Here is a 19836-nt window from a genome sequence, read left to right as displayed (position 1 = left end):
ATAGTTCAGCGCAACCAGGAAAACATATGAAAAAACGACTTGCCGTCAGGTACAGTAAAATAATTGCGGCATCGCTTTTTTTGCTTTGTAGTGGCGTTTTTGCGGCTGAAAACAAAACGTTTGTCACACCCTTGTTTGACACCATCGCCGCCCTCGATGCGGACGTATTCGACGCATTCAATAAGTGTAGCGACCCTGCTCAGCTGCAGAAACACACGGGCTATTTTGTTCCCGATGTCGAGTTCTATCACGACAACGGTGGTGTGACCTGGAGCAGAGACAGCATGATCGCCAATACTAAAAAAAATGCCTGTGGAAAATTTTCGCGAGAGATCATGCCAGGTACGCTGCAAGTCTTTCCCATAAAGGACTACGGCGCGATCGCGCAAGGCTCCCATCGGTTCTGCCGGTTTGACACGAAAACGTGCGATGGCATCGCAGAGTTTGTCATGATCTGGAAAAATACGGACGGCGCATGGAAGATTACACGGGTGCTCAGCTATGGCCACAGAGCTGCCAAATAAGTGTCGGATAATATCGATAAGGCCCGCCAACAATTTGATATGCTAGCTGTCCATCGGTGAAAGCTCAGGTACATTGTGAGGTTGCGACACGCCCGTATCGACCCGTATCGACCCGTAGCGAACCTTTCAACGCGCGCAAGAGTTGGCTCGAGACGTTTCCCCGAACGTATTCAAGACCCAGTGGTTGCGTGACTTCGAAATTGTCCTCACCAGTCAGAGGGCCGCTGTAGCGTTCAAGATAGGGGTGCTGGAAGTTACCGGGAGCGCTTTCTGGAGCAACCATACCCAACACGAATCCTTCTGGATCACGCATGATCGAAGTGAATCGGCGGTCCGGATTTCTTACCTTACCTCCAACCAGCTGTAGACAACTTTTTATCAACCAGCGCACAGATCGTGGTTCAGTTATGCATGCTTCGTTGGGTAAAGGCGATGTAAATTGCTCTGTTGACTCCAAAGTTTATCCACTCGCTTAGGACCGCTCCTGGCCGACAGCGGACGGACTGAATAGCCCGGTTTGCAACGTCATTGCTCGACAAACCTTTGTAGTTTCTTCAGCCTTCCTAAGGCTCGCGTAACAGCTTGAACTGCTCCGCTTGGCGATGGTAGCCATCTATCGACTGCTTAATGTAGCGGGTCAGCGCATCGCCAGTCAGCGAAAACGGATACAGGCCAGCCCGCTCGCGCAGTTCCGCAAACTCCGGCCGCGACTCCATCTGGACAAAAGCCGCCACCCAGCGCCGGTAATCGGCTTCGCGCACATCGGGCGCCATCCACACGCCGCGAATCACCGGCCACACCACATCGTAGCCTTGCTCGCGCGCGGTCGGCACCCCGGCCAGGCGGCCCGGCAGGCGCTGTTCGGACAGCACTGCCAAGATCCTGATCTTGCCGTCGCCCGCATTGAGCAGCGCTTCGGACGTGTCGCCCGACACCGCCTGCACATGGCCCGCTCCCATCGCGATGAACTGTTCGCCGCCGCCTTCGAGCGCGACGAAGCGCATGGCGCGCGGGTCGATCCCGGTCAGGCGCGCCAGCAGCGCCATCTTGATCCAGTCCTGGCTGCCCACGGTGCCCGACATGCCGATCAGGACCTGCTTCGGATCGCGCTTGAGCGCCTTGAGCAGGTCGCCCAGCGTGCGCCAGGGCGAATCGGCGCGCACCGCGATCATGCCGTAGTCGGCGCCGAAGGCGGCCACCCAGCGCACGTCGTCGGCGTCGGCCTTGCCGAATTTGCCCAGCGCCAGGTTGAGCACCGAGCCGCCGGAAAACGTCACCAGCGTGTTGGCGTCGGAGCGCCGCTGCGCCGCCATCGTGTGCCAGGCCACCGCGCCGACGCCGCCCGGCAGGTAACTGAGCTTGAGTTCAGTATCGGCGTGCAGCGCCTGCTGCGCCAGCTTGCAGGTCAGGTCCATCGCGCCGCCCGGCTTGGACGGAATCAGGCACTCGGCCTGCGGCGGCATAGCGAAGGCGGTCCGCAGGCAAGCCAGTGCCAGCAATGAATGGAGAAATCGCGCGAGCTTCATACCTTGCATCATAGCCCTATGCCATAGCGCCATGCTCAGAAGCGGTGCTGGATACCGGCCGTGACGCCGCGCTGGGTCGAGCCATAGCCCTCGTCGTCGCGCGACAGGCTGATGGTCTGGCCATCTCCTGCCCGGGCACGCGCCGCCGACAGGTAAAGCACCGTGCGCGGCGACAGCGCATACATGGCGCGCAGTACCAGCAGCGTCGGATTCGCATCCGGCACCGCCGTCCGGTTGCGTGTATCGATGTGGTAGACCGCGCCGGTCAGCGTCACCGCGTCGATCGTGCGGATGATGCCGCCCCAGTAGGTGTTGGCGCGCAGTCCCGCCGCGCCGCGGTTGTCGTAGGCGCGCATGCCGGCGATGTGGCGCCAGTCGCCGCCCTGGTAGCTGGCCGCCAGGTGCCATGCTTTCGTGTCGTCGCGCGCGGCGCCCAGTAAAGGCGCGCTGCCGTTGACGCGCTCCCAGGTCGCCATCAGGCCCACCGGGCCGCCGAACCAGGAGCCGCCGAGCGCGATCTTGCGGCCATCGCGGTTGCTGGTGGATTGCTCGCCCAGCCCGACCGAGGCGCCGTAGGTGAAGCCGCCGGTCTTGGCGGTGTACTTGACCAGGTTGTCGAACTGGGTCGTCATGCCATATTTCGACGGCCCGGTGGCGCTGCCGCCGGTGGCCCAGGAATAGTTGGGGGCGAAGCCGAGCGGGTCGAACTTGATCACCGTTTCATAGGTCGTGGTGAACGAGCGGCCGATCACGATGCGGCCGAGCGCGCCGTCGAGGCCGACGTAGGCCTGGCGCTTGAACACCGCACCATCGCTGGCGCCGACGTCCATCAGCAGGCCGCCTTCCAGGTTCCACACCGCTTTCAGGCCGCCGCCCAGGTCTTCGCTGCCGCGGATGCCCCAGCGCGAGGTGTTCTTGCCGCCCGAGATGACCTTGAACAGGCTGCCGCCGGCGCGGCCGTTGGCGTCCACCCTGGCGTTGTCGACCACTTCGACGCCGGCGTCGATCAGGCCGTAGATCTGCGTAGTGCTCTGCGCGTAAGAGGCGCGAACGGGGATAAGCGCTGCCAGGACGGCGAGCGCAAGGGCTGGGTGCTTCATATTGTCTCCGGTGCTGTTATGTATTGCTTGTTTTGGCCGACTATATGGCTGGCTTCCTTTCAATTCGCTTTCAATGGCAGTCCTGGCGCATCAAGCCGCTATCCGGTTGCCGGTGTTTGCGCTTACACTGGCGCGATGAGAATCCTGCTAGTCGAAGACCACCTCGAACTGTCGCACTGGGTATCCAAGGCCCTGCGCGACGCCCATCTGACGGTCGAATGCGCGACCAATGGCGCCGATGCCGATACCTTGCTGCACACCCAGGACTACGCGCTGGTGATCCTGGACCTGACCCTGCCGCGTATGGACGGCCTGGAAGTGCTGCGCCGCCTGCGCGCGCGCGGCGGCAACCGTGGCGGCACGCCGGTACTGATCCTCACCGCGCGCGGCGGCCTGGAAGAGCGGGTGCAGGGTCTGAACCTGGGCGCCGACGATTACCTGCCCAAGCCGTTCGAACTCACCGAACTCGAAGCGCGTGTGAAAGCGCTGCTGCGCCGCCGCAGCGGCAACGAGGCGCTGGTGCAGCGCTGCGGCCAACTGGCGTTCGACACCGTGGCGCGCATGTTTTCGTATTGCGGCGAGCCGCTGGCCCTGACTCCGCGCGAACACGCGGTGCTGGAAGCGCTGATCGCCAAGCCGGGCCGCGCGCTGTCGAAGGAAAAGCTGTTCCACGAAGTGTTCGCGCTGGGCGACGACGCCGGCGTCGATGCGATCGAGCTGTACATCCACCGCATCCGCAAGAAGCTCGAACGTCATCCGCAGGGCGGGGCGGCGATCGTCACGCTGCGCGGGATCGGCTACCTGCTGCAGGAACGCGAAGCGTAAGCAGCGGCGATGGCCCCGCGCGTCCGCATCGACAGCCCAAGCATCGACCGCCTGCGCGCCGCCATGGCGCGCGCCGGCCAGCCCGGCAGCCTGCGCCAGCAGCTGCTGCGCTGGCTGATCCTGCCGCTGGTGGCACTGGTCGCCCTGAATGCCGTGTCGCTGTACCGCGACGCGCTGGAGGCGGCCGACGTGGCCTACGACCGCTCGCTGCTGTCGTCCACGCGCGCGCTGGCCGAGCGGGTCACGGTCAAGGATGGCAAGGTAGTGGCCAACGTGCCCTACGTGGCGCTCGACAGCTTCGAGACCGATACGCTGGGCCGCATCTACTACAAGGTCACTGGACTGCAGGGCGAGACCGTTTCCGGCTACGACGACTTGCCGCCGGTGCCCAAGAACGTGCCGCGCAGCGACCTGTATCCGGCGCTGGTACGCTTCTATCACGCCAGCTACAACGGCGAACCGGTGCGCATCGCGGCGTTGCTGCAGCCGGTGTACGACGATTCGATGCGCGGCATCGCCCTGATCCAGGTCGGCGAAACGCTCGACGCGCGCCAGGCCTTGTCGCGGCGAATCCTGCTCGCGACCCTGCTGCGCCAGACGCTGATGGTGCTGGCGGTGGCGGCGCTGGTATGGTTTGCCGTGCGCCTGGTACTGCGTCCCTTGATGCGTCTGAAGACGGCGTTCGAGACGCGGCCATTGTCCGACCTGTCCGACCTCGATCCGGCGCTGGTGCACAGGGAAGTGCGTCCGCTGGTGACGGCGATGAACGGCACCATGGCGCGCATGCAGGACCTGATCGCCAGCCAGCGCCGCTTCATCGCCGACGCCTCGCACCAGCTGCGCACCCCGCTGGCGGTGCTCAAAACCCAGGCCGAGCTGGCACTGCGCGAGAACGATCCGGCCGCGATGCGCGCCATCGTCGGCTCGATCGCCGGCACCACCGACAACGCCATCCACCTGGCCAACCGCCTGTTGACGCTGGCGCGCATCGAGCATGGCGGCGGCAGCGCGGCGATGGCGCCGGTTTCAATGGCGGCGTTGGCCGGACAGGTCGGGCTGGAGCTGGCCATGCCGGCGGTGCAGAAGGGGATTGACCTGGCGCTGGAAGGCGGCGAAAACGACGACGCCACCGTCATCGGCAACGAACTGCTGCTGCACGAACTGGTGTCGAACCTGGTGGACAACGCGATCCGCTACACGCCGCCCGGCGGCAGCGTGATGCTGCGGGTCGGCGCGGATGCGGACGGCGTGCTGCTCGCAGTGAGCGACAGCGGCCCCGGCATCGCCCCAAGCGAATACGACAAGGTGTTCATGCCGTTCTACCGCGCCCAGGCCACGCTGGAAGCCAATCCCGGCGGCACCGGCCTGGGACTGGCGATCGTGCGCGACATCGCCGTCATGCACGGCGCCACGCTAACCCTCGGTCAGGGCGAGGATGGGGGCGGGCTTCAAGTTGGCGTCCGGTTTGCAAGGCGCGCTGAAAGCTGATTGAAAGCTAAGCGGGCATATAGTCGATCCAAACAAGGCGGCCACCACGCCGCCACACTTTGGAGACACTCATGCACCATTCCGCCTTCGCGCGCGCCGTCGCGCCTGCGCCATTCTTCTGCCGTCCGGCCATCGCCATCCACACCGGGGGAGCTTGATGATGCTGACCGTGCTCGCCTACTCGATGATCGTCGTGTTCATGTTCCTGATCATGACCAAGCGCCTGCCGGCGCTGCTGGCGCTGATCGTGGTGCCGATCGCCTTTGGCCTGATCGGCGGCTTCGGCGCCGACCTCGGGCCGATGATGCTGGACGGGATCCGCGCCCTGGCCCCAACCGGCGTGATGCTGATGTTCGCCATCCTGTACTTCGGCGTGATGATCGACGCCGGCCTGTTCGACCCGGTGGTGCGCCTGATCCTGCGACTGGTGCAGGGCGACCCGATGAAGATCGTGGTCGGCACCGCGGCGCTGGCGATGATGATCTCGCTCGACGGCGACGGCGCCACCACCTACATGATCACGGTGTCGGCCATGCTGCCGCTGTACCAGCGGCTCGGCATGAACCGCCTGACGATGGCCTGCGTGATCATGCTGGCGGGCGGCGTGTTCAACATCCTGCCATGGGGCGGCCCGACCGCACGCGCCGCCACCGCGCTGGGCGTGGATGTGAGCGAGGTGTTCGTGCCGATGATCCCGGCGATGATCGTCACCGCGCTGTGGGTGCTGTTCGTGGCCTATATGCTCGGGATGCGCGAGCGCAAGCGCCTCGGCTTCGTCGCCTTGCCGGGCGAAGCGCCCTTCGCCAAGGCCGCGCAGGCCAGCGTGCTGACGCCGGGCCTGGGCGAGCTGGCGCCGGTGCATGCGATGGCGGGTAACGCTGCTGCGGCCGATGGCATCGCCAGCGGCAGCGGCGGCGTGCCGAAAACTGCCGCCGAGCCGGAGATCAGCGTCTCGTCGCCTGACACCGTGCGGCCCAAGCTGGTGTGGATCAATGCGGTGCTGACCGCGCTGCTGCTGGTGATGCTGGTGCTGGGCGCGCTGCCGCTGCCGGTGCTGTTCATGATTTTCTTCGCGCTGGCCATGATGATCAACTATCCGGGCCTGGAGCAGCAGAAGGCGCGCATCGAATCGCATGCGCCGAACGTGCTGCCGGTGGTGTCGCTGATCTTTGCGGCCGGCATCTTCGTCGGCATCCTGCAGGGCACCAAGATGGTCGACGCCATCGCCCTGAGCGTGATCGCAGCGGTGCCGGACTGGATGGGGCCTTACCTGGCCGTGGTCACGGGCTTCCTCAGCATTCCATTCACCTTCTTCATCTCGAACGACGCGTTTTATTACGGCATCGTGCCGATCCTGGCCAAGGCCGGCGAAGTGTACGGCATCACCGCCGCCGAGATCGGCCGCGCCTCGATCATCGGCCAGCCGGTGCACCTGCTCAGCCCACTGGTGGCATCGACCTATCTGCTGGTCGGCATGGCCAAGGTCGAATTCGGCGACCACCAGCGCTATACGCTGATCTGGTCGATCAGCGCCTCGCTGGTGATGCTGCTGGCGGGCCTGCTGTTCGGCGTGATTCCGCTGTTCAAGGGCGCCTGAAGTTCGATTCTTCCGAATCGGGTCTTGTAATCGTGGCATCGGGTGCCATCATGAAGACATGCATATATGACCAACCTTGATTCGGAGGAAGCCATGAAGAAAGTCATCGCCCTGTTCAGTGGACTACTTATTGCCGGCGGCGCAGCCGCCCAGGCCGACCGTACCGCCACTACCGCCGCGCAACCGACCAACAGCGTCGAGCGCCAGGCCCCGGTCGGCAACGACCGCGACAAGCGCGAAAACCCGCATCGTGAAGGTCCGGAAAGCGCGAACATCGTGGATCCCGACTTCCAAGGCAGCAGCAAGCAGGAGACCACCGCCTCCGGCATGGGCCAGCCGAAGAAGGAAGACACGCGTACTTCGCCTGCGGACAAGACCAAGCCGCAGGTGCAGGACGCGCAGGACGTGGAAGACAAGACCAAGAAGTAAGCCGATGGGAATGACCGGCATCGTGCCGGTCATGCGTCCTAGAAGCTGACCACGAAGCGCGCGCCGCCGCCCACCGGGCGTACATGACGCACGGTCCCGCCATTGCCGTGTACCAGCTGGCGCACCAGCGCCAGGCCGATGCCGCGGCCGCCTTTCTTGGTGGTGAAGAAGGGCGTGAAGATGTGCGGCAGCAGGTCTTCGGGCACGCCAGGGCCGTTGTCGCCGATGTCGATGCGTAAGCGCGCGCCGCGCGCCAGGCGCGCTTCCACATGCGCCTGCGCGCGCGGTACGCCGGCAGTGGCTTCGAAGGCGTTTTTCAGCAGGTTGATCAGGGCTTGCTCCAGCTGGCCCGGATCGGCCATCAATACCAGCGATGCCGGCTCGCAGCTGAAACACAGCTCGCTGCCGCGCGCGCGCCACATCGGGCCGAGCAGGGTGGATAACCGCTCGAACAGCTGCGCCAGTTCGATCCGTTCCGGCCGCGCCTCGGGCAACGCCGACAGGCTGCGGTAGCTGCCGACGAAATCGGCCAGGCTGGTGGCGCGGCGCGAGATCGCATCCAGCGCCACGCGCAGGTCGGCGGCGGCTTCGCCTTCCAGCTGCAATTCTTCCAGCAATCCCTGTGCGGTGGCCGACAGCGACGCCACCGGCGTCAGCGAATTCATGATCTCGTGGGTCAGCACCTGGACCAGTACGCGCCAGGCGTTGAGCGTTTCGGATTCCAGCTCGGTTTCGACCGGGAGCAGGGCGACGATGCGCTGCGCCTTGCCGTGCAGGGTCAACATCGACACCGCGACCATGGCGCGCTCCGCGCCGCGCTCGGAATCGAACGAGATCAGCGAGCGGCCGGCCGGCTGCGCGGTCAGCTTGGCGAACAGCGCGGTCGGGTCGACCACCCGGCCCGGCGCCACCAGGCGGCGCGCATTGACGTTGAGCGGCGACACGTCGCCCGCTTCACCGGCGCCGTCGATGTGAAACAGCGCCACCGGCGCATGTTCGAGCCGTGCTTCGTGCGCCACGGCGTCGGTCTGCGCCTGCGGCATCGGCGCCGGAGCCTCGGTACTGGGGCTGGGCGCGGTCATGCGGCCCAGCACGCGCCACAGCAATCCGGCCAACGCCAGCATTGCCGCGCCGGCGATCACGAGCAGGCGCGGCGAATCCTGCACCACGACCGCGCCGGCCGCCAGCGCCATCAGGGCCAGCACGATCACGAGCGCATATAAACGCTTAGAGACCATGCTTTTCCAGCTTGCGGTACAAGGCGGCGCGGCTCAGACCCAGGCGGCGTGCCGCCTCGCTGATATTGCCCTTGGCGCCGTCCATGGCGGCGGCAATGGCGGCGCGTTCCAGGTCGCCCAGCGTGCGCTCGTCGGCTTGCGTGGGCGGCGGCGATGCTGGCGCCGACAGCGGCGTCGGATCGACCAGGCCGAAATCGGCGAGCTCGTAATGCGTCGCGCCGGCCAGGATCACCGCACGCTCGCAGGCATGGCGCAGCGCGCGCACATTGCCCGGCCAGTGCCATGCGCTCAGGGATGCCAACTCGGCTAACGCGCGCGCTGGGCGGTTGTACTGACGCTCGTAGTGGCCGAGATAGTGACGCAGCAAGCCAGGAATGTCTTCCTTGCGCTCACGCAGCGGCGGCACGCGGATCACGATCGTGTTCAGGCGAAACAGCAGGTCGGGACGGAACACGGCCGGGTCGAACAGCTGCGCTTCATCGAGGTTGGTGGCGCTGACGATGCGCACGTCGATTTCCTGCGGGCGGTCGGCACCGAGCGGCGTCACCGCGCGCCGCTCCAGTGCGGCCAAGAGCTTGGCCTGCGCCGCCAATGGCGTATTGCCGATTTCGTCGAGGAACAGCGTGCCGCCGCGCGCGGCCTGGAAGCGGCCGTCGCGATCAAGCTTGGCATCGGTGAACGAACCCTTGCGGTGGCCGAACAACTCGCTTTCGAAGGTCGCTTCGGGCAGCGCGCCCATATCCACCGCCAGGAAGCTGGCTCTGGCGCGGGTCGAGGCCAGGTGGATGGCGTGCGCCACCAGTTCCTTGCCGACGCCGTTCTCGCCCAGCACCATCACATTGGCCTCGGTCGGACCGACGCTGGACACCATCGCGCGCACAGCGGCCATGGCGCGCGAATCGCCCATCAGTGCCGAGGTGGCGGACGTCGATTGCGGCGCCGGCGGTGAAGAGGTGCGCCTTGCCAGCGCGCCGTCGACCGCCGCCAGCAGGCGCGCGTTGTCCCACGGCTTGGTGATGAAGTCGCTTGCGCCGCGCTTGAGCGCTTCCACCGCCAGCGGCACGTCGGCATAGGCGGTAAGGGCGATCACGGCCGGGGGACGCGGTTGACTCAGTAGCAGGTCGAGCGCGGCCATGCCTTCGGCGCCATCGGTGCGGCCGGGCGTGAAGTTCAGGTCGAGCAGCACCACGTCCACGTTCGCCTGCGCCAGCTGCGCGTCAAGCAGCGCCGGGTCGTGCAGCACCTTGATGTCGGCATGGCGGCGGCGCAGCAGCATGCGCGCCGCGAACGCCACGTCGGCGTCGTCGTCGAGGATCAAGATGCGGGCAGTCGATGGTTGCATGGTGCTCGGCAGTGCGGTGAACCGGGGCATTCTAGCAGCGAAGCCTGGCGCCGCGGACAGCGTTTTTCGACCTGTCCGGTAGCGCACACCCGACCTGTCCGGAAGCGGACACTTTCTACCCGCATCGGATGAAAAAGCGGCCAAACCCGCATGGCACGGCGCTTGCAATAAAGGGCTTGTCGACATCCGCGAGCCACGCCATGCAACTACACAGCCAGAAACCAGCGCAAGCGCAGCCTGCCTCCGGCAGCGCCATGGACACCATCGTGCCGCGCAAACGTGGCAAGGCGATCCTGACCGGCTGCGCCATCGCCGCGCTGGTGATTGCCGCCATCGCCGCGGCCTGGAGCCAGGTGCCCCGCGGCCTGCAGGTCAAGCGCGCCGACCTCGATATCGCGGCGGTCGAACGCGGCGTGTTTCGCGATGAGATCGTGCTGCGCGCCAGCGCCGAAGCGCGCGACTCGGTGATCCTCGATTCGGTGGAGTCGGGCCGCATCGAAGAAGTCTATGCGCGCGACGGCGAAGCGGTGAGCAAGGGCCAGCTGCTGTTTCGCATTTCGAACCCGCAGCGCAACCTGGAACTGCTGGCGCGCCAGGCCGAACAGGCGCAGCAGATCTACAACCTCTCGAATTTGCGCCTGGCCCAGGAGAGCGACCGCAGCGCGCGCCAGCGGCGCCTGGACGAACTGGATTTCGCCCTGAGCCAGGCGAAGAAGAAACTGGCGCGCAACGAGCAACTGGCCGCGCGCGGCTTCATCTCCAGCGTGGCATTGGAAGAAGTGCGCGACGCGGTCGACAAGGAAGCGCGCGCGGTGGCGCTGGAGCAGGAACGCGCCAGTGCCGAAGGCGCCGTTCGCGGCAAAGCGCTGGACCAGCTGGAGGGTGCGATCGGCACCCTCGACGGCGGCCTGCAGCTGGTGCAGGCGACGGTGGAAGCGCTGGTGGTGCGCGCGCCGGTGGCCGGGCGCCTGACCGACTTCCGGTTGCAGGTGGGCGAGTCGATCGTCACCGGCAAAAACGTCGGCCGCATCGACGATCCGAGCCACTTCAAGCTCGCCGCGCGTATCGACGAGTTTTATCTGAACCGGATCGCGGTCAGCCGCGGCGGCGCGGTGTCGCACGAGGGCCGCAGCTATGCGGTCGAAGTGGCGCGCGTCTACCCGCAGATCAGGGAAGGGCGCTTCGCCGCCGAGCTGCTGTTCACCAAAGAGCAGCCGGCCAACCTGCGCCCGGGCCAGAGCCTGGACACGCAACTCACGCTGGGCCAGCCGGCGCCGGCGCTGCTGCTGCCGGCCGGCGCCTTCCTCGGCGACAGCGGAGGCGCCTGGGCCTATGTGCTGACGGCCGACGGCAAGGAAGCGCAGCGGCGCCCGATCCGGGTCGGCCGGCGCAGCAACGGCCAGGTCGAAGTGGTGGACGGCCTGCAGGCCGGAGAACGGGTGGTGGTGTCGAGTTACGCGCCCTTCGGTCAGTCGGCGGTGCTCGCTATCTCGCAATGAAACGGTTGAAACTATTTACGCAGTAAACTCGCAATCTCTCGAAAGGAATTCTCGATGCTCAAACTGTCAGGCGTTAGCAAGATCCACCAGGCCGGCGAAGTCCAGACCCGCGCCCTCGACCAGATCGATCTGGAGATCGAAGCCGGCGAATACGTCGCCATCACCGGCCCGTCGGGCTGCGGCAAGTCGACGCTGCTCAGCCTTCTCGGCCTGCTCGACGTGCCGAGCCAGGGCCAGTACCTGTTCGACGGCCAGGACGTCTCCGGCTGGAGCGAAGCGCGCCTGAACCGGCTGCGGCGCGGGCGCATCGGTTTCATCTTCCAGAGCTTCAACCTGATCGACGAACTGAACGTGTTCGAGAACGTCGAGCTGGCGCTGGAATACACCGGCCTGAAGGGCCGCGAGCGGCGCGAGCGGGTGCAGGCCATGCTCGAGCGCCTGGGCGTGGCGCACCGCGCCAGACACAAGCCATCGCAACTCTCCGGGGGCCAGCAGCAGCGGGTGGCGATCGCGCGCGCGCTGGTGGCCGGCCCCGCGTTACTGCTGGCCGACGAACCGACCGGTAACCTGGACACGGCGCACGGCGACGAGGTGATGCGCATGCTGCGCACGATAAACGCCGAAGGCACCACGGTGGTGATGGTCACCCACTCCCCAAGCCACGCGGCCCAGGCCTCGCGCACGCTCGACCTGCTCGACGGACGCATCATGGTCGACGCGGAGAAGGCGGCGTGAGCGCCATCGCTGCCGGCGCCAGATGGATCCGGGCACGTGACTTCATCGTCGGCTGGCGCCTGCTGCTGCGCGAGCCGGCTTATTCCGCCGTGACGGTGCTGGGACTGACGGTGGCATGCGCCGCCTGCTACCTGCTGCTCGGTTTTGTCGCCTGGTGCATGCAGTACAACAGCCACGTGCCGCACGCCGAGCGGGTATATGTGGTCAAGCAGCGCGTGAACCATTTCCCGCGGCCTGACTGGAACACGCGCGCCATGCTGTTCCTGCGCGACACGGCGCTGGACAGCAAGATGGCCGAGCATGCCAGCATCGCCGATCCGCTCGGCAAGCCGAACGGCAAGCCGCTACGCGTCGGCGACGATCTGCATGAAGTCGAGATGTTCGCAGTCGACCGCGCTTTCGCCGATATCTTCGCGATTGTGCCGCTGGCCGGCGACCTCGGTGCGGCCTTGAGCCGGCCGGACGGGCTGGCGCTGACGCAGCAGACGGCGCTGCGCCTGTTCGGCGAGCGCCCTGCGCTGAACGCCACCGTGCGCCTGGGCGACGAGGTGCTGCAGGTGCTGGCGATCCTGCCCGACGTACCGTCGAATGCCACCCAGCGCTGGGATGCGCTGACCGGGCCGCTGAGCCGCGCGCGGCCGCCGGCTGCACGCGTACTGCGTCCCACCGACGAGCAGCGCGGCAGCGTCTTCGTCAAGCTCCATCCCGGCCAGGACCCGGCGGCGCTGGAGCGCCTGATGCAGCAGGCCCTGGACGATTCGCCGCTCGAACGCCGCATGCGCGGCGGCGCGCTGACGCGCACGATCGGCCGGCCCGGCACCGAGGCCGCGCTGGTGGCGCTGCCGGATGCGTATTTCGACCCTGACCTGGGGAGCGGGCGCGAGGCCGCGCGCTACGGCCAGAAGGGGCCGGTGCTGGCGCTGGGCGCGGTCGCGCTCCTGATCCTGGCGCTGGCCATGACCAACTGGATCAACCTGGTCACGGTGCGCACGCTGGGACGCCAGCGCGAGATCGGCATGCGCAAGGTATTGGGTGCCGGCGCTGCGCGCGTGGCCGGCCAGTTCGTGGCCGAGTCGGTGCTGGTGGCGCTGGTGGCCACCGTTGGCGGCATCGTGCTGGCGTGGCTGTTGCTGCCGCCGTTCGCCGCACTGGTGGACCGTCCGTTGCATGGCCTGTTCACGCCGGCGCGGCTGGCGGCCGGGCTGGTGTGCGGTTTGCTGGTCGGCGTGGCGGCCGGCCTGTACCCGGCGTGGACCGCGCTGCAGGTGCGTCCGGCCGTGGTGCTGGCGGGACGCGACAGCGCCAGCGAAACGGCCGGCAACCTGTGGCTGCGGCGCGGCCTGACGGTGCTGCAGTTCGGCGTGGCGATGGCGCTCACCGCCGTCACGGTGGCCGTCGGCTGGCAGACCTGGTACGCCACCAATGCCGATCCGGGGTTCGACCCGTCGCAGCTGGCGTTGATCCGGGTGCCGGAGTCCGAGGACGAACAGGTGCGCGGCCTGGTGCGCGCGCTCGAGCGCCTGCCGCAGATCGAAGGCGTGACGGTGCAGTCCGAAGCAGTGGGCCGCGACGACATCCGGATCATCGGCGGCTTCGAGACCCGCAACGGCGAAGACTTCCGAGTCGAACTCAAGGACGTTTCGCCCGGCTTCTTCAACCTGTACGGCATGCAGCCGCTGGCAGGGCGCCTGTTCGATCCGAAGCGCGACGCGCCGGGACGCGGCCTGGTGGTGCTCAACATGGCCGCGGTGCAGGCGCTGGGCTACCGCAGCGCGCACGATGCGATCGGACAGATGCCGTTCGCGCCGGAGCAGCGCTCACCCGACACCGTGATCGTCGGCGTGGCCCCCGACCTGCGCTACCAGTCGCTGCGCGAGCGTCCCGGTCCGATGATCTATCGGGTGACCGACGTCGCCACCGTGATCGCGGTGCGCTCGGCACTCGACCAGCAGGCCCTGGGGCGGCTGCTGGCGCCGGTGTGGCGCCGCTACTACCCGGACGGGATCATGCAGATGCAGAGCGCATCCAGCGTCTTCGCCCAGAACTACACGAGCGACCTGCGCATGGCGCAGATGCTGGGCGCGGCCGCGCTGGTGGCGCTGGCCTTGTCGGCGTTCGGCATCTACGTCCTGTCGGCCTACACCGTGCAGCGCGGCCGGCGCGAGATCGTGATCCGCAAGCTGTATGGCGCCGGCCACCGCGCCATCGCGCTGCGCCTCGGCCGCGAGTTCGGCTGGAGCCTCGCCATCGCAGCGCTGGTCGGCCTGCCGCTGGCGGCCCTGGCGATCCGCCGGTACCTGAGCGGCTTCACCGAGCATGCGCCGTTCGGCGGCTGGCCGCTGGCGATCGGGCTGGCACTGGCGCTGGCCGCGGCGCTGCTGGCGACCGCACGCCATACCTTGCTGGCGCTGCGCATGAGTCCCGTGCAGGCGCTGCGCGCCTGACGATTATCTGGAGCAGATCGTGCAATCCATCGAAAAACAATCTCCTTCGCTTACCCTGGCCGGCGCCGGCGCCGGCGCCGCACCGCGTGGCGGCACCCGCTGGTTCAGGGCGCGCGACTTCCTGGTCGGCTGGCGCCTGCTGCTGCGCGAGCCGGGCTACTCCGCCGTCACGGTACTCGGCTTGGCGCTGGCATGCGCCGCCTGCTACCTGCTGTTCGGCTTCGTCGCCTGGTGCATGAGCTACAACAGCCACGTGCCGCAGGCCGAGCGCGTGTACATGGTCAAGGAGCGCATGCACCATTTCCCGCGCCCGGCATGGACCCCCGGTTCGATGCTCCTGGTGCGCAACGCCGCGCTGGACAGCGGCCTGGCCGAACTGGCCAGCATCGCCCAGCAAAGTGGACGTCCGCTGCGGGTTGGCGACCAGTTGCATGAACTGAGCCTGGTTGCCGTCGATCCGGCCTTCGTCGAGATGTTCGGGGTGGTGGCGCTGCAGGGCGACCTGGGCGCGGCCCTGGCGCGGCCGGACGGGGTGGCGCTGACCGAGGGCGCCGCGCTGCGCCTGTTCGGGCGGCGCGACGTGCTGGGCGCGACGCTGCGCGCCGGCGACGAGGTGCTGCAGGTGCTGGCGCTGCTGCCGGACGTGCCTGCCAATGCGACCCAGCGCTGGGACGCGTTGACCGGTCCGCTCAGCCTGGCCCGGACGCCGGATGCGCGGCTGGCCCGCCCCGACGACCGGCAGCGCGGCGGCGTGCTGGTCAGGCTGCGTCCCGGCCAGGATCCGGCGGCCCTGACGCGGGCGATGCAGGCCGCGGTCGACGCTTCGCCGATGGAGCAGATGATGCGCTCGGTGTCGGTCGCGGGCAGGAACGGGCCGGGCACCGAGGTGAAACTCGTTGCGCTGCCGGACGCCTACTTCGATCCCGACCTGGCCGGCGGACCCAATACCCGTCACTTCGGCAACAAGGGCAGCACCCTGGCGCTGGCCGGCGTCGCGCTGCTGATCCTGGCCCTGGCCATGACCAACTGGATCAATCTCTCCAGCGTGCGCGCGCTGCGGCGTCAACGCGAGATCGGCATGCGCAAGGTGCTCGGCGCCGGCGCCATGCGCGTCGCCGGCCAGTTCGTGGCCGAGTCGGTGCTGGTGGCCGTCATCGCCACCGGCGCCGGCATGCTGCTGGCCTGGCTGATGCTGCCGACCTTTGCCAGCCTGGTCGACCGTCCGCTGGAGCATTTCTTCACGCCGGGCAGGCTGGCGCTGGGGCTCCTGTGCGGCGTGGCCGCCGGCGTGGTGGCCGGCCTGTACCCGGCCTGGACCGCGCTGCGGGTGCACCCGGCCACGGTGCTGGCCGGGCGCGACAGCGGCAGCGAGACGGTCGCCAATCTGTGGTTGCGCCGCTTGCTGACGGTGCTGCAGTTCGCGGTGGCGATGGGCTTGAGTGCGGTCACGGTGGCAGTGGGATGGCAGACCTGGTACGCCAGCCATGCCGATCCGGGCTTCGATCCCGCCAACCTGGCGCTGCTGCGGCTACCGCCTTCAAACGATGAGCAGGTGCGTGGATTGTCGCAGGCGGTCGAGCGCCTGTCGCAGGTAAGCGGCGTGGCAGTGGTGTCCGAAGCGGTGGGACGCGACCAATCCAGGATGATCGCCGGCTTCGATACCCGCAAGGGCGACAGCTTCCGGGTCGAGGTCAAGCAGGTGTCGCCCAGCTTCTTCGATCTGTATGGCGTGCGTCCGCTGGCCGGCCGGCTGTTCGATGCCAGGCAAGACCAGCCCCGGCGCGGGCTGGCGGTGCTGAACATGGAAGCGGTGCGCGCCCTGGGCTATCGCAGCGCGCGCGAGGCGGTCGGCCAGATGCCGTTCGTCACCGAGGAGGGCCACCCCGACGTCGTCATCGTCGGCGTGGCGCCCGACCTGCGCCACCAGTCGCTGCGCGAACGGCCGGCGCCGATCATCTATCAGGTGACCGAACTCGGATCGGTGATCACGCTGCGCTCGCAGCTCGACCAGCAGCAATTGCACACTCTGCTCGAACCTGCTTGGCGCCGCTATTATCCGGATGCGGTGATGCAGCTGCAAAGCGCGTCGAGCGTATTCGCCGAAAACTACAGTACCGACCTGCGCATGGCGCAGATGCTGGGCGCGGCCAGCACCGTGGCGCTGGCCTTGTCGGCGTTCGGCATCTACGTGCTGTCGGCTTACACCGTGCAGCGCGGGCGGCGCGGGATCGTGATCCGCAAGCTGTACGGCGCCGGCAACCGCGCCATTGCCGCGCGCCTGGGCCGCGAATTCGGCCTGAGCATCGGCGTGGCCGCGCTGATCGGCCTGCCGCTGGCTGCGCTGGCGAACCGGCATTACCTGGCGGACTTCGTCGAACACGCGCCGTTCGGCCAGTGGCCGCTGGTCGCGGGCCTGGCGGTAGCAGCACTGGCGGCTTTGCTGGCCGTGGCGCGCCATACCGGGCTGGCGATGCGAATGAGTCCGGTGCAGGCGCTGCACGACTGAGGCCGCCGCTGTCATGGCTATTGCAGCCTTACCCAGCTGCCCTTGTAGAGGATCGGGCCGCTCGGCCCGTCCGGCTTGGGCGAGCCGCCGCGTGGCTCGAGCGATACCGCCAGCATGGCGACATCGTCGCCGAGCGCATCGCGGGTCAGCGCCAGCGCCTGCGCATCGCCCCCGGCCAGCACCGCGAGCGAGCGTGGATTGCCCTGTTTCGGCACGGCCCACAGTTGTAGCGAACGGTCGGCGCCCACTGGCGCCGCATCCACCAGCCGCACCTCGAGCCGGCCGCGCTGGCTGTCGGCGGTCAACACCAGGGCGGTGCGGGCCTTGTCGTCGGTAAGGGTGGCGAGGTGATCGACACGCGGCGTGTCCACCAGCGCCGAGCGCAGCATCAGCGCCAGCAGCAGCGTCGCCGCCAGCGCGCCGACACCGAGCGTGCGCCACAACAGCAGCGATTCGCTGCGCCAGAACTGCCAGGCAGCATGCCTGCGGCCGATGCCCAGGCGGCGCTCGAGCGCGCGCCAGACTTGCGGGCGTGGCTGGCGATCAGGCACGAATTCGGCCATCGGTACCAGCCGTGTCTGCCACTCGCCTACCAGCATGCGTAGCACGGCGTCATCGTGCAGCAGCGTCTCGAAGCGGCGCCGTGCGCCTCCCTTGAGCGTGCCCAGCACGTATTCGGCGGCCAGCTTGTCGCACAGTGCGGGATTGCCACGGATGTTCATGCGCGATCCCCTTTGGACAGGCAGGTCTTGAGACGCTCGAGGCTGCGCCGGATCCAGGTTTTTACGGTGCCGATCGGCACCGCCAACTGCTGCGCCACTTCGCTGTGCGACAGGTCATGAAAGAAGGCCAGCCCGACCGCCTGCCGGTGCAGGCCCTCCAGCGTTGCCATGCACACGGTCAGCGCCCGCGCGTCGCGGCTGACGAGCAGGGCGTCGATCGGGGTGGCGTGCGGATCTTCCATTGCCTGCATGATCTCGGGGTCGAAAATGGGGCCGTCCAGGTCGGCATCGCGCACTTGACTGCGCAAGCGGTCGAGCGCCTTGTTGCGCACGATGGTCGTCATCCAGGTCATGGGTGCGGCCAGCTGGCGCTGGTAGCCCGGCGCGCCGTGCCAGACCGCAAAAAATCCGTCCTGCAAGGCTTCCTCGGCCAGTTCGCGCTTTCCCAATATACGCAGCACATAGCCAAACAGTTTCGGAGAAGTAGCGTCGTACAGGCTGCGAAAGGCGCCGGCGTCGCCCTTGGCCACGCCATGCAGCCAACGGCTGAGTTGTTCGGGATCGATGGCAAGCGTGTCTGGCACTGCGGACTTTCGTAAGTGGTGCATTCAAGAATTTGGCGTATTGACAATATCATGCCATGCGCGGATCGCGTGCACGACTGAACAGCCATGGTTGCCACCCTTGCGCCGTAACCTTGTATCGATCGCCCGGAAAAAGTTGAAACCGAACGCAGCCTGCGTGCGTACAAGTTTGTACACGCCGCATCGCCAGCGTCGATCGGACCCCGGTCGAGCGCGCGTTCCTCAGTTTCCAGACCGTTGTTTTCACAGGAGAATCACCATGACAGACACGAATGTGACGTTGGCGCTACTCGAATCACGCAAGGAAAAACTCGAAAAACGGCGCTCGTTTTTCAAGAACGTGGGAGGCATGAGCGTCGGCCTGGTAGGCGGCACCTTCCTGAGCGCCTGCGGCAGCTCGGTCAAGGATGCGGTGGCCCAGGCGGCGCAGCCGACCGACGTCGATATCCTCAATTTCGCCCTCAATCTGGAATACCTGGAGGCGCAGTTCTATTCGTATGCGGTATTCGGCGTCGGCCTGGCCGCCAACCTGGTCGGCGGCACCGGCACGCAAGGGGCGGTAACCGGCGGGCGCCAGGTCGCATTCAAGGACCCGCTGGTGGCCCAGTACGCGAAAGAGATCGCGCGCGACGAAATTGCCCACGTCGGCTTTTTGCGCGCCGCGCTGGGCACCGCGGCGGTGGCGCAGCCGGCGATCGATATCGGCGGCAGCGATCCGAATGGCGCCTTTTCAAACGCCGCGCGCGCAGCGGGGCTGGTGGGACCAGGGGTCGCGTTCGACCCATATGCCAGCGATGAAAACTTCCTGCTCGGCGCGTTCATTTTCGAAGACGTCGGAGTAACGGCGTACAAGGGCGCGTCGCCGCTGATCCAGAACAAGACCTTCCTGGAGGCTGCAGCCGGCATCCTGGCAGCCGAGGCATATCATGCCGGTCTGGTGCGCACCGTGCTGTACACGAAAGGGCTGACCGCGCCGACACTGCGCACCGCAGCCACGGCGATTTCGAATGCGCGCGACAGTCTCGATGGTTCGAGCGACGTCGATCAGGGCATCGTCGACCCAGCGGACAGCACGGTGTCGAACATCGTTCCGCTCGACAAGGACGGCATCGCCTTCAGCCGCACGCCGGGCGACGTGCTCAACATCGTCTACCTGAGCAAGGAATCGGTGACCATGGGCGGCTTCTTCCCGCGCGGCGCGAATGGCGTGTTGAACATGAGTTCGGCCTATTCCTGACGCCTGAAACGCACAATGCCGGCGCAGGCCGGCATCGGAA

16 protein-coding genes are annotated in these 19836 nt (G+C 67.0%); 10 read left to right on the top strand and 6 right to left on the bottom strand.

Annotated elements, in window-relative coordinates:
* Window positions 1–26: 26 nt before the first annotated feature.
* Complete coding sequence (locus tag RTQ83_RS01600) at window positions 27–524, top strand: nuclear transport factor 2 family protein (protein WP_312510801.1); 498 nt, start codon at window positions 27–29, stop codon at window positions 522–524.
* Window positions 525–1087: 563 nt separating this feature from the next.
* On the opposite strand, the gene RTQ83_RS01595 is transcribed toward RTQ83_RS01600, so the two are convergent.
* Together RTQ83_RS01595 and RTQ83_RS01590 are read right to left on the bottom strand one after the other, a co-directional pair.
* Entirely contained in the window at window positions 1088–2050 is a 963-nt protein-coding gene (locus RTQ83_RS01595; RefSeq protein WP_312510799.1) for a tripartite tricarboxylate transporter substrate-binding protein, read from the bottom strand.
* A gap of 35 nt (window positions 2051–2085) precedes the next feature.
* Complete coding sequence (locus RTQ83_RS01590) at window positions 2086–3150, bottom strand: porin (RefSeq protein WP_312510798.1); 1065 nt, start codon at window positions 3148–3150, stop codon at window positions 2086–2088.
* Between the two features lie 135 nt (window positions 3151–3285).
* On the opposite strand from RTQ83_RS01590, the gene RTQ83_RS01585 reads away from it, so the two are divergent.
* The 4 genes from RTQ83_RS01585 to RTQ83_RS01570 all read left to right on the top strand — a co-directional run bounded on the left by RTQ83_RS01585 (window position 3286) and on the right by RTQ83_RS01570 (window position 7489).
* Window positions 3286–3975: a response regulator gene (locus RTQ83_RS01585; RefSeq protein ID WP_312510797.1), complete on the top strand. Its 690-nt coding sequence runs from the start codon at window positions 3286–3288 to the stop codon at window positions 3973–3975.
* A 63-nt stretch (window positions 3976–4038) separates the two neighbouring features.
* Entirely contained in the window at window positions 4039–5463 is a 1425-nt protein-coding gene (locus RTQ83_RS01580) for a sensor histidine kinase N-terminal domain-containing protein (RefSeq protein ID WP_312510875.1), read from the top strand.
* 160 nt (window positions 5464–5623) lie between these two features.
* The gene (locus tag RTQ83_RS01575; RefSeq protein ID WP_312510874.1) at window positions 5624–7060 is read left to right on the top strand and encodes a CitMHS family transporter; all 1437 of its coding nucleotides are present in this window, start codon (window positions 5624–5626) and stop codon (window positions 7058–7060) included.
* 93 nt (window positions 7061–7153) lie between these two features.
* Window positions 7154–7489 carry a hypothetical protein gene (locus RTQ83_RS01570; protein ID WP_312510796.1) on the top strand — a complete coding sequence of 112 codons (336 nt, stop codon included), beginning with the start codon at window positions 7154–7156 and terminating at the stop codon, window positions 7487–7489.
* A gap of 38 nt (window positions 7490–7527) precedes the next feature.
* On the opposite strand, the gene RTQ83_RS01565 is transcribed toward RTQ83_RS01570, so the two are convergent.
* Window positions 7528–8727, bottom strand: a complete 1200-nt coding sequence (locus RTQ83_RS01565; protein WP_312510795.1) for an ATP-binding protein — start codon at window positions 8725–8727, stop codon at window positions 7528–7530.
* A complete protein-coding gene (locus tag RTQ83_RS01560; RefSeq protein WP_312510794.1) occupies window positions 8717–10069 on the bottom strand; it encodes a sigma-54 dependent transcriptional regulator in 1353 nt (450 codons plus the stop codon). Before RTQ83_RS01560 ends, RTQ83_RS01565 begins: the two co-directional genes overlap by 11 nt.
* A gap of 200 nt (window positions 10070–10269) precedes the next feature.
* On the opposite strand from RTQ83_RS01560, the gene RTQ83_RS01555 reads away from it, so the two are divergent.
* From RTQ83_RS01555 to RTQ83_RS01540, 4 genes are read left to right on the top strand one after another with little or no spacing between them, the layout of a single operon-like run.
* Window positions 10270–11568 (top strand): HlyD family efflux transporter periplasmic adaptor subunit, encoded by a 1299-nt coding sequence (locus RTQ83_RS01555; protein ID WP_312510793.1) that lies wholly within the window; start codon window positions 10270–10272, stop codon window positions 11566–11568.
* 54 nt (window positions 11569–11622) lie between these two features.
* Entirely contained in the window at window positions 11623–12303 is a 681-nt protein-coding gene (locus tag RTQ83_RS01550) for an ABC transporter ATP-binding protein (protein ID WP_312510791.1), read from the top strand.
* The gene (locus tag RTQ83_RS01545) at window positions 12300–14747 is read left to right on the top strand and encodes an ABC transporter permease (RefSeq protein WP_312510790.1); all 2448 of its coding nucleotides are present in this window, start codon (window positions 12300–12302) and stop codon (window positions 14745–14747) included. The genes RTQ83_RS01550 and RTQ83_RS01545 overlap by 4 nt, the downstream gene beginning before the upstream one ends.
* Before the next feature lie 19 nt (window positions 14748–14766).
* A complete protein-coding gene (locus RTQ83_RS01540) occupies window positions 14767–17253 on the top strand; it encodes an ABC transporter permease (protein WP_312510789.1) in 2487 nt (828 codons plus the stop codon).
* A 17-nt stretch (window positions 17254–17270) separates the two neighbouring features.
* Here RTQ83_RS01540 and RTQ83_RS01535 read toward each other — a convergent pair whose 3' ends face one another.
* Window positions 17271–17975 carry an anti-sigma factor domain-containing protein gene (locus RTQ83_RS01535; protein ID WP_312510788.1) on the bottom strand — a complete coding sequence of 235 codons (705 nt, stop codon included), beginning with the start codon at window positions 17973–17975 and terminating at the stop codon, window positions 17271–17273.
* Window positions 17972–18559, bottom strand: a complete 588-nt coding sequence (locus tag RTQ83_RS01530; RefSeq protein ID WP_312510787.1) for a sigma-70 family RNA polymerase sigma factor — start codon at window positions 18557–18559, stop codon at window positions 17972–17974. The genes RTQ83_RS01535 and RTQ83_RS01530 overlap by 4 nt, the downstream gene beginning before the upstream one ends.
* A gap of 259 nt (window positions 18560–18818) precedes the next feature.
* On the opposite strand from RTQ83_RS01530, the gene RTQ83_RS01525 reads away from it, so the two are divergent.
* Window positions 18819–19796, top strand: coding sequence for a ferritin-like domain-containing protein (locus RTQ83_RS01525; protein WP_312510786.1), 978 nt, complete (start codon window positions 18819–18821; stop codon window positions 19794–19796).
* The last annotated feature ends 40 nt before the right edge of the window (window positions 19797–19836 follow it).

Source organism: Massilia sp. (assembly GCF_031995545.1).
In the GTDB taxonomy this organism is placed as follows: domain Bacteria; phylum Pseudomonadota; class Gammaproteobacteria; order Burkholderiales; family Burkholderiaceae_D; genus Telluria.
This window is presented reverse-complemented; position numbering and strand designations above follow the sequence as displayed.

Bases quoted from the DNA above. Each gene is read 5' to 3' on its own strand.
- RTQ83_RS01600 (WP_312510801.1), top strand. From the start codon at position 27: ATGAAAAAACGACTTGCCGTCAGGTACAGTAAAATAATTGCGGCATCG.
- RTQ83_RS01595 (WP_312510799.1), bottom strand. From the start codon at position 2,050: ATGAAGCTCGCGCGATTTCTCCATTCATTGCTGGCACTGGCTTGCCTG.
- RTQ83_RS01590 (WP_312510798.1), bottom strand. From the start codon at position 3,150: ATGAAGCACCCAGCCCTTGCGCTCGCCGTCCTGGCAGCGCTTATCCCC.
- RTQ83_RS01585 (WP_312510797.1), top strand. From the start codon at position 3,286: ATGAGAATCCTGCTAGTCGAAGACCACCTCGAACTGTCGCACTGGGTA.
- RTQ83_RS01580 (WP_312510875.1), top strand. From the start codon at position 4,039: ATGGCGCGCGCCGGCCAGCCCGGCAGCCTGCGCCAGCAGCTGCTGCGC.
- RTQ83_RS01575 (WP_312510874.1), top strand. From the start codon at position 5,624: ATGCTGACCGTGCTCGCCTACTCGATGATCGTCGTGTTCATGTTCCTG.
- RTQ83_RS01570 (WP_312510796.1), top strand. From the start codon at position 7,154: ATGAAGAAAGTCATCGCCCTGTTCAGTGGACTACTTATTGCCGGCGGC.
- RTQ83_RS01565 (WP_312510795.1), bottom strand. From the start codon at position 8,727: ATGGTCTCTAAGCGTTTATATGCGCTCGTGATCGTGCTGGCCCTGATG.
- RTQ83_RS01560 (WP_312510794.1), bottom strand. From the start codon at position 10,069: ATGCAACCATCGACTGCCCGCATCTTGATCCTCGACGACGACGCCGAC.
- RTQ83_RS01555 (WP_312510793.1), top strand. From the start codon at position 10,270: ATGCAACTACACAGCCAGAAACCAGCGCAAGCGCAGCCTGCCTCCGGC.
- RTQ83_RS01550 (WP_312510791.1), top strand. From the start codon at position 11,623: ATGCTCAAACTGTCAGGCGTTAGCAAGATCCACCAGGCCGGCGAAGTC.
- RTQ83_RS01535 (WP_312510788.1), bottom strand. From the start codon at position 17,975: ATGAACATCCGTGGCAATCCCGCACTGTGCGACAAGCTGGCCGCCGAA.
- RTQ83_RS01525 (WP_312510786.1), top strand. From the start codon at position 18,819: ATGACAGACACGAATGTGACGTTGGCGCTACTCGAATCACGCAAGGAA.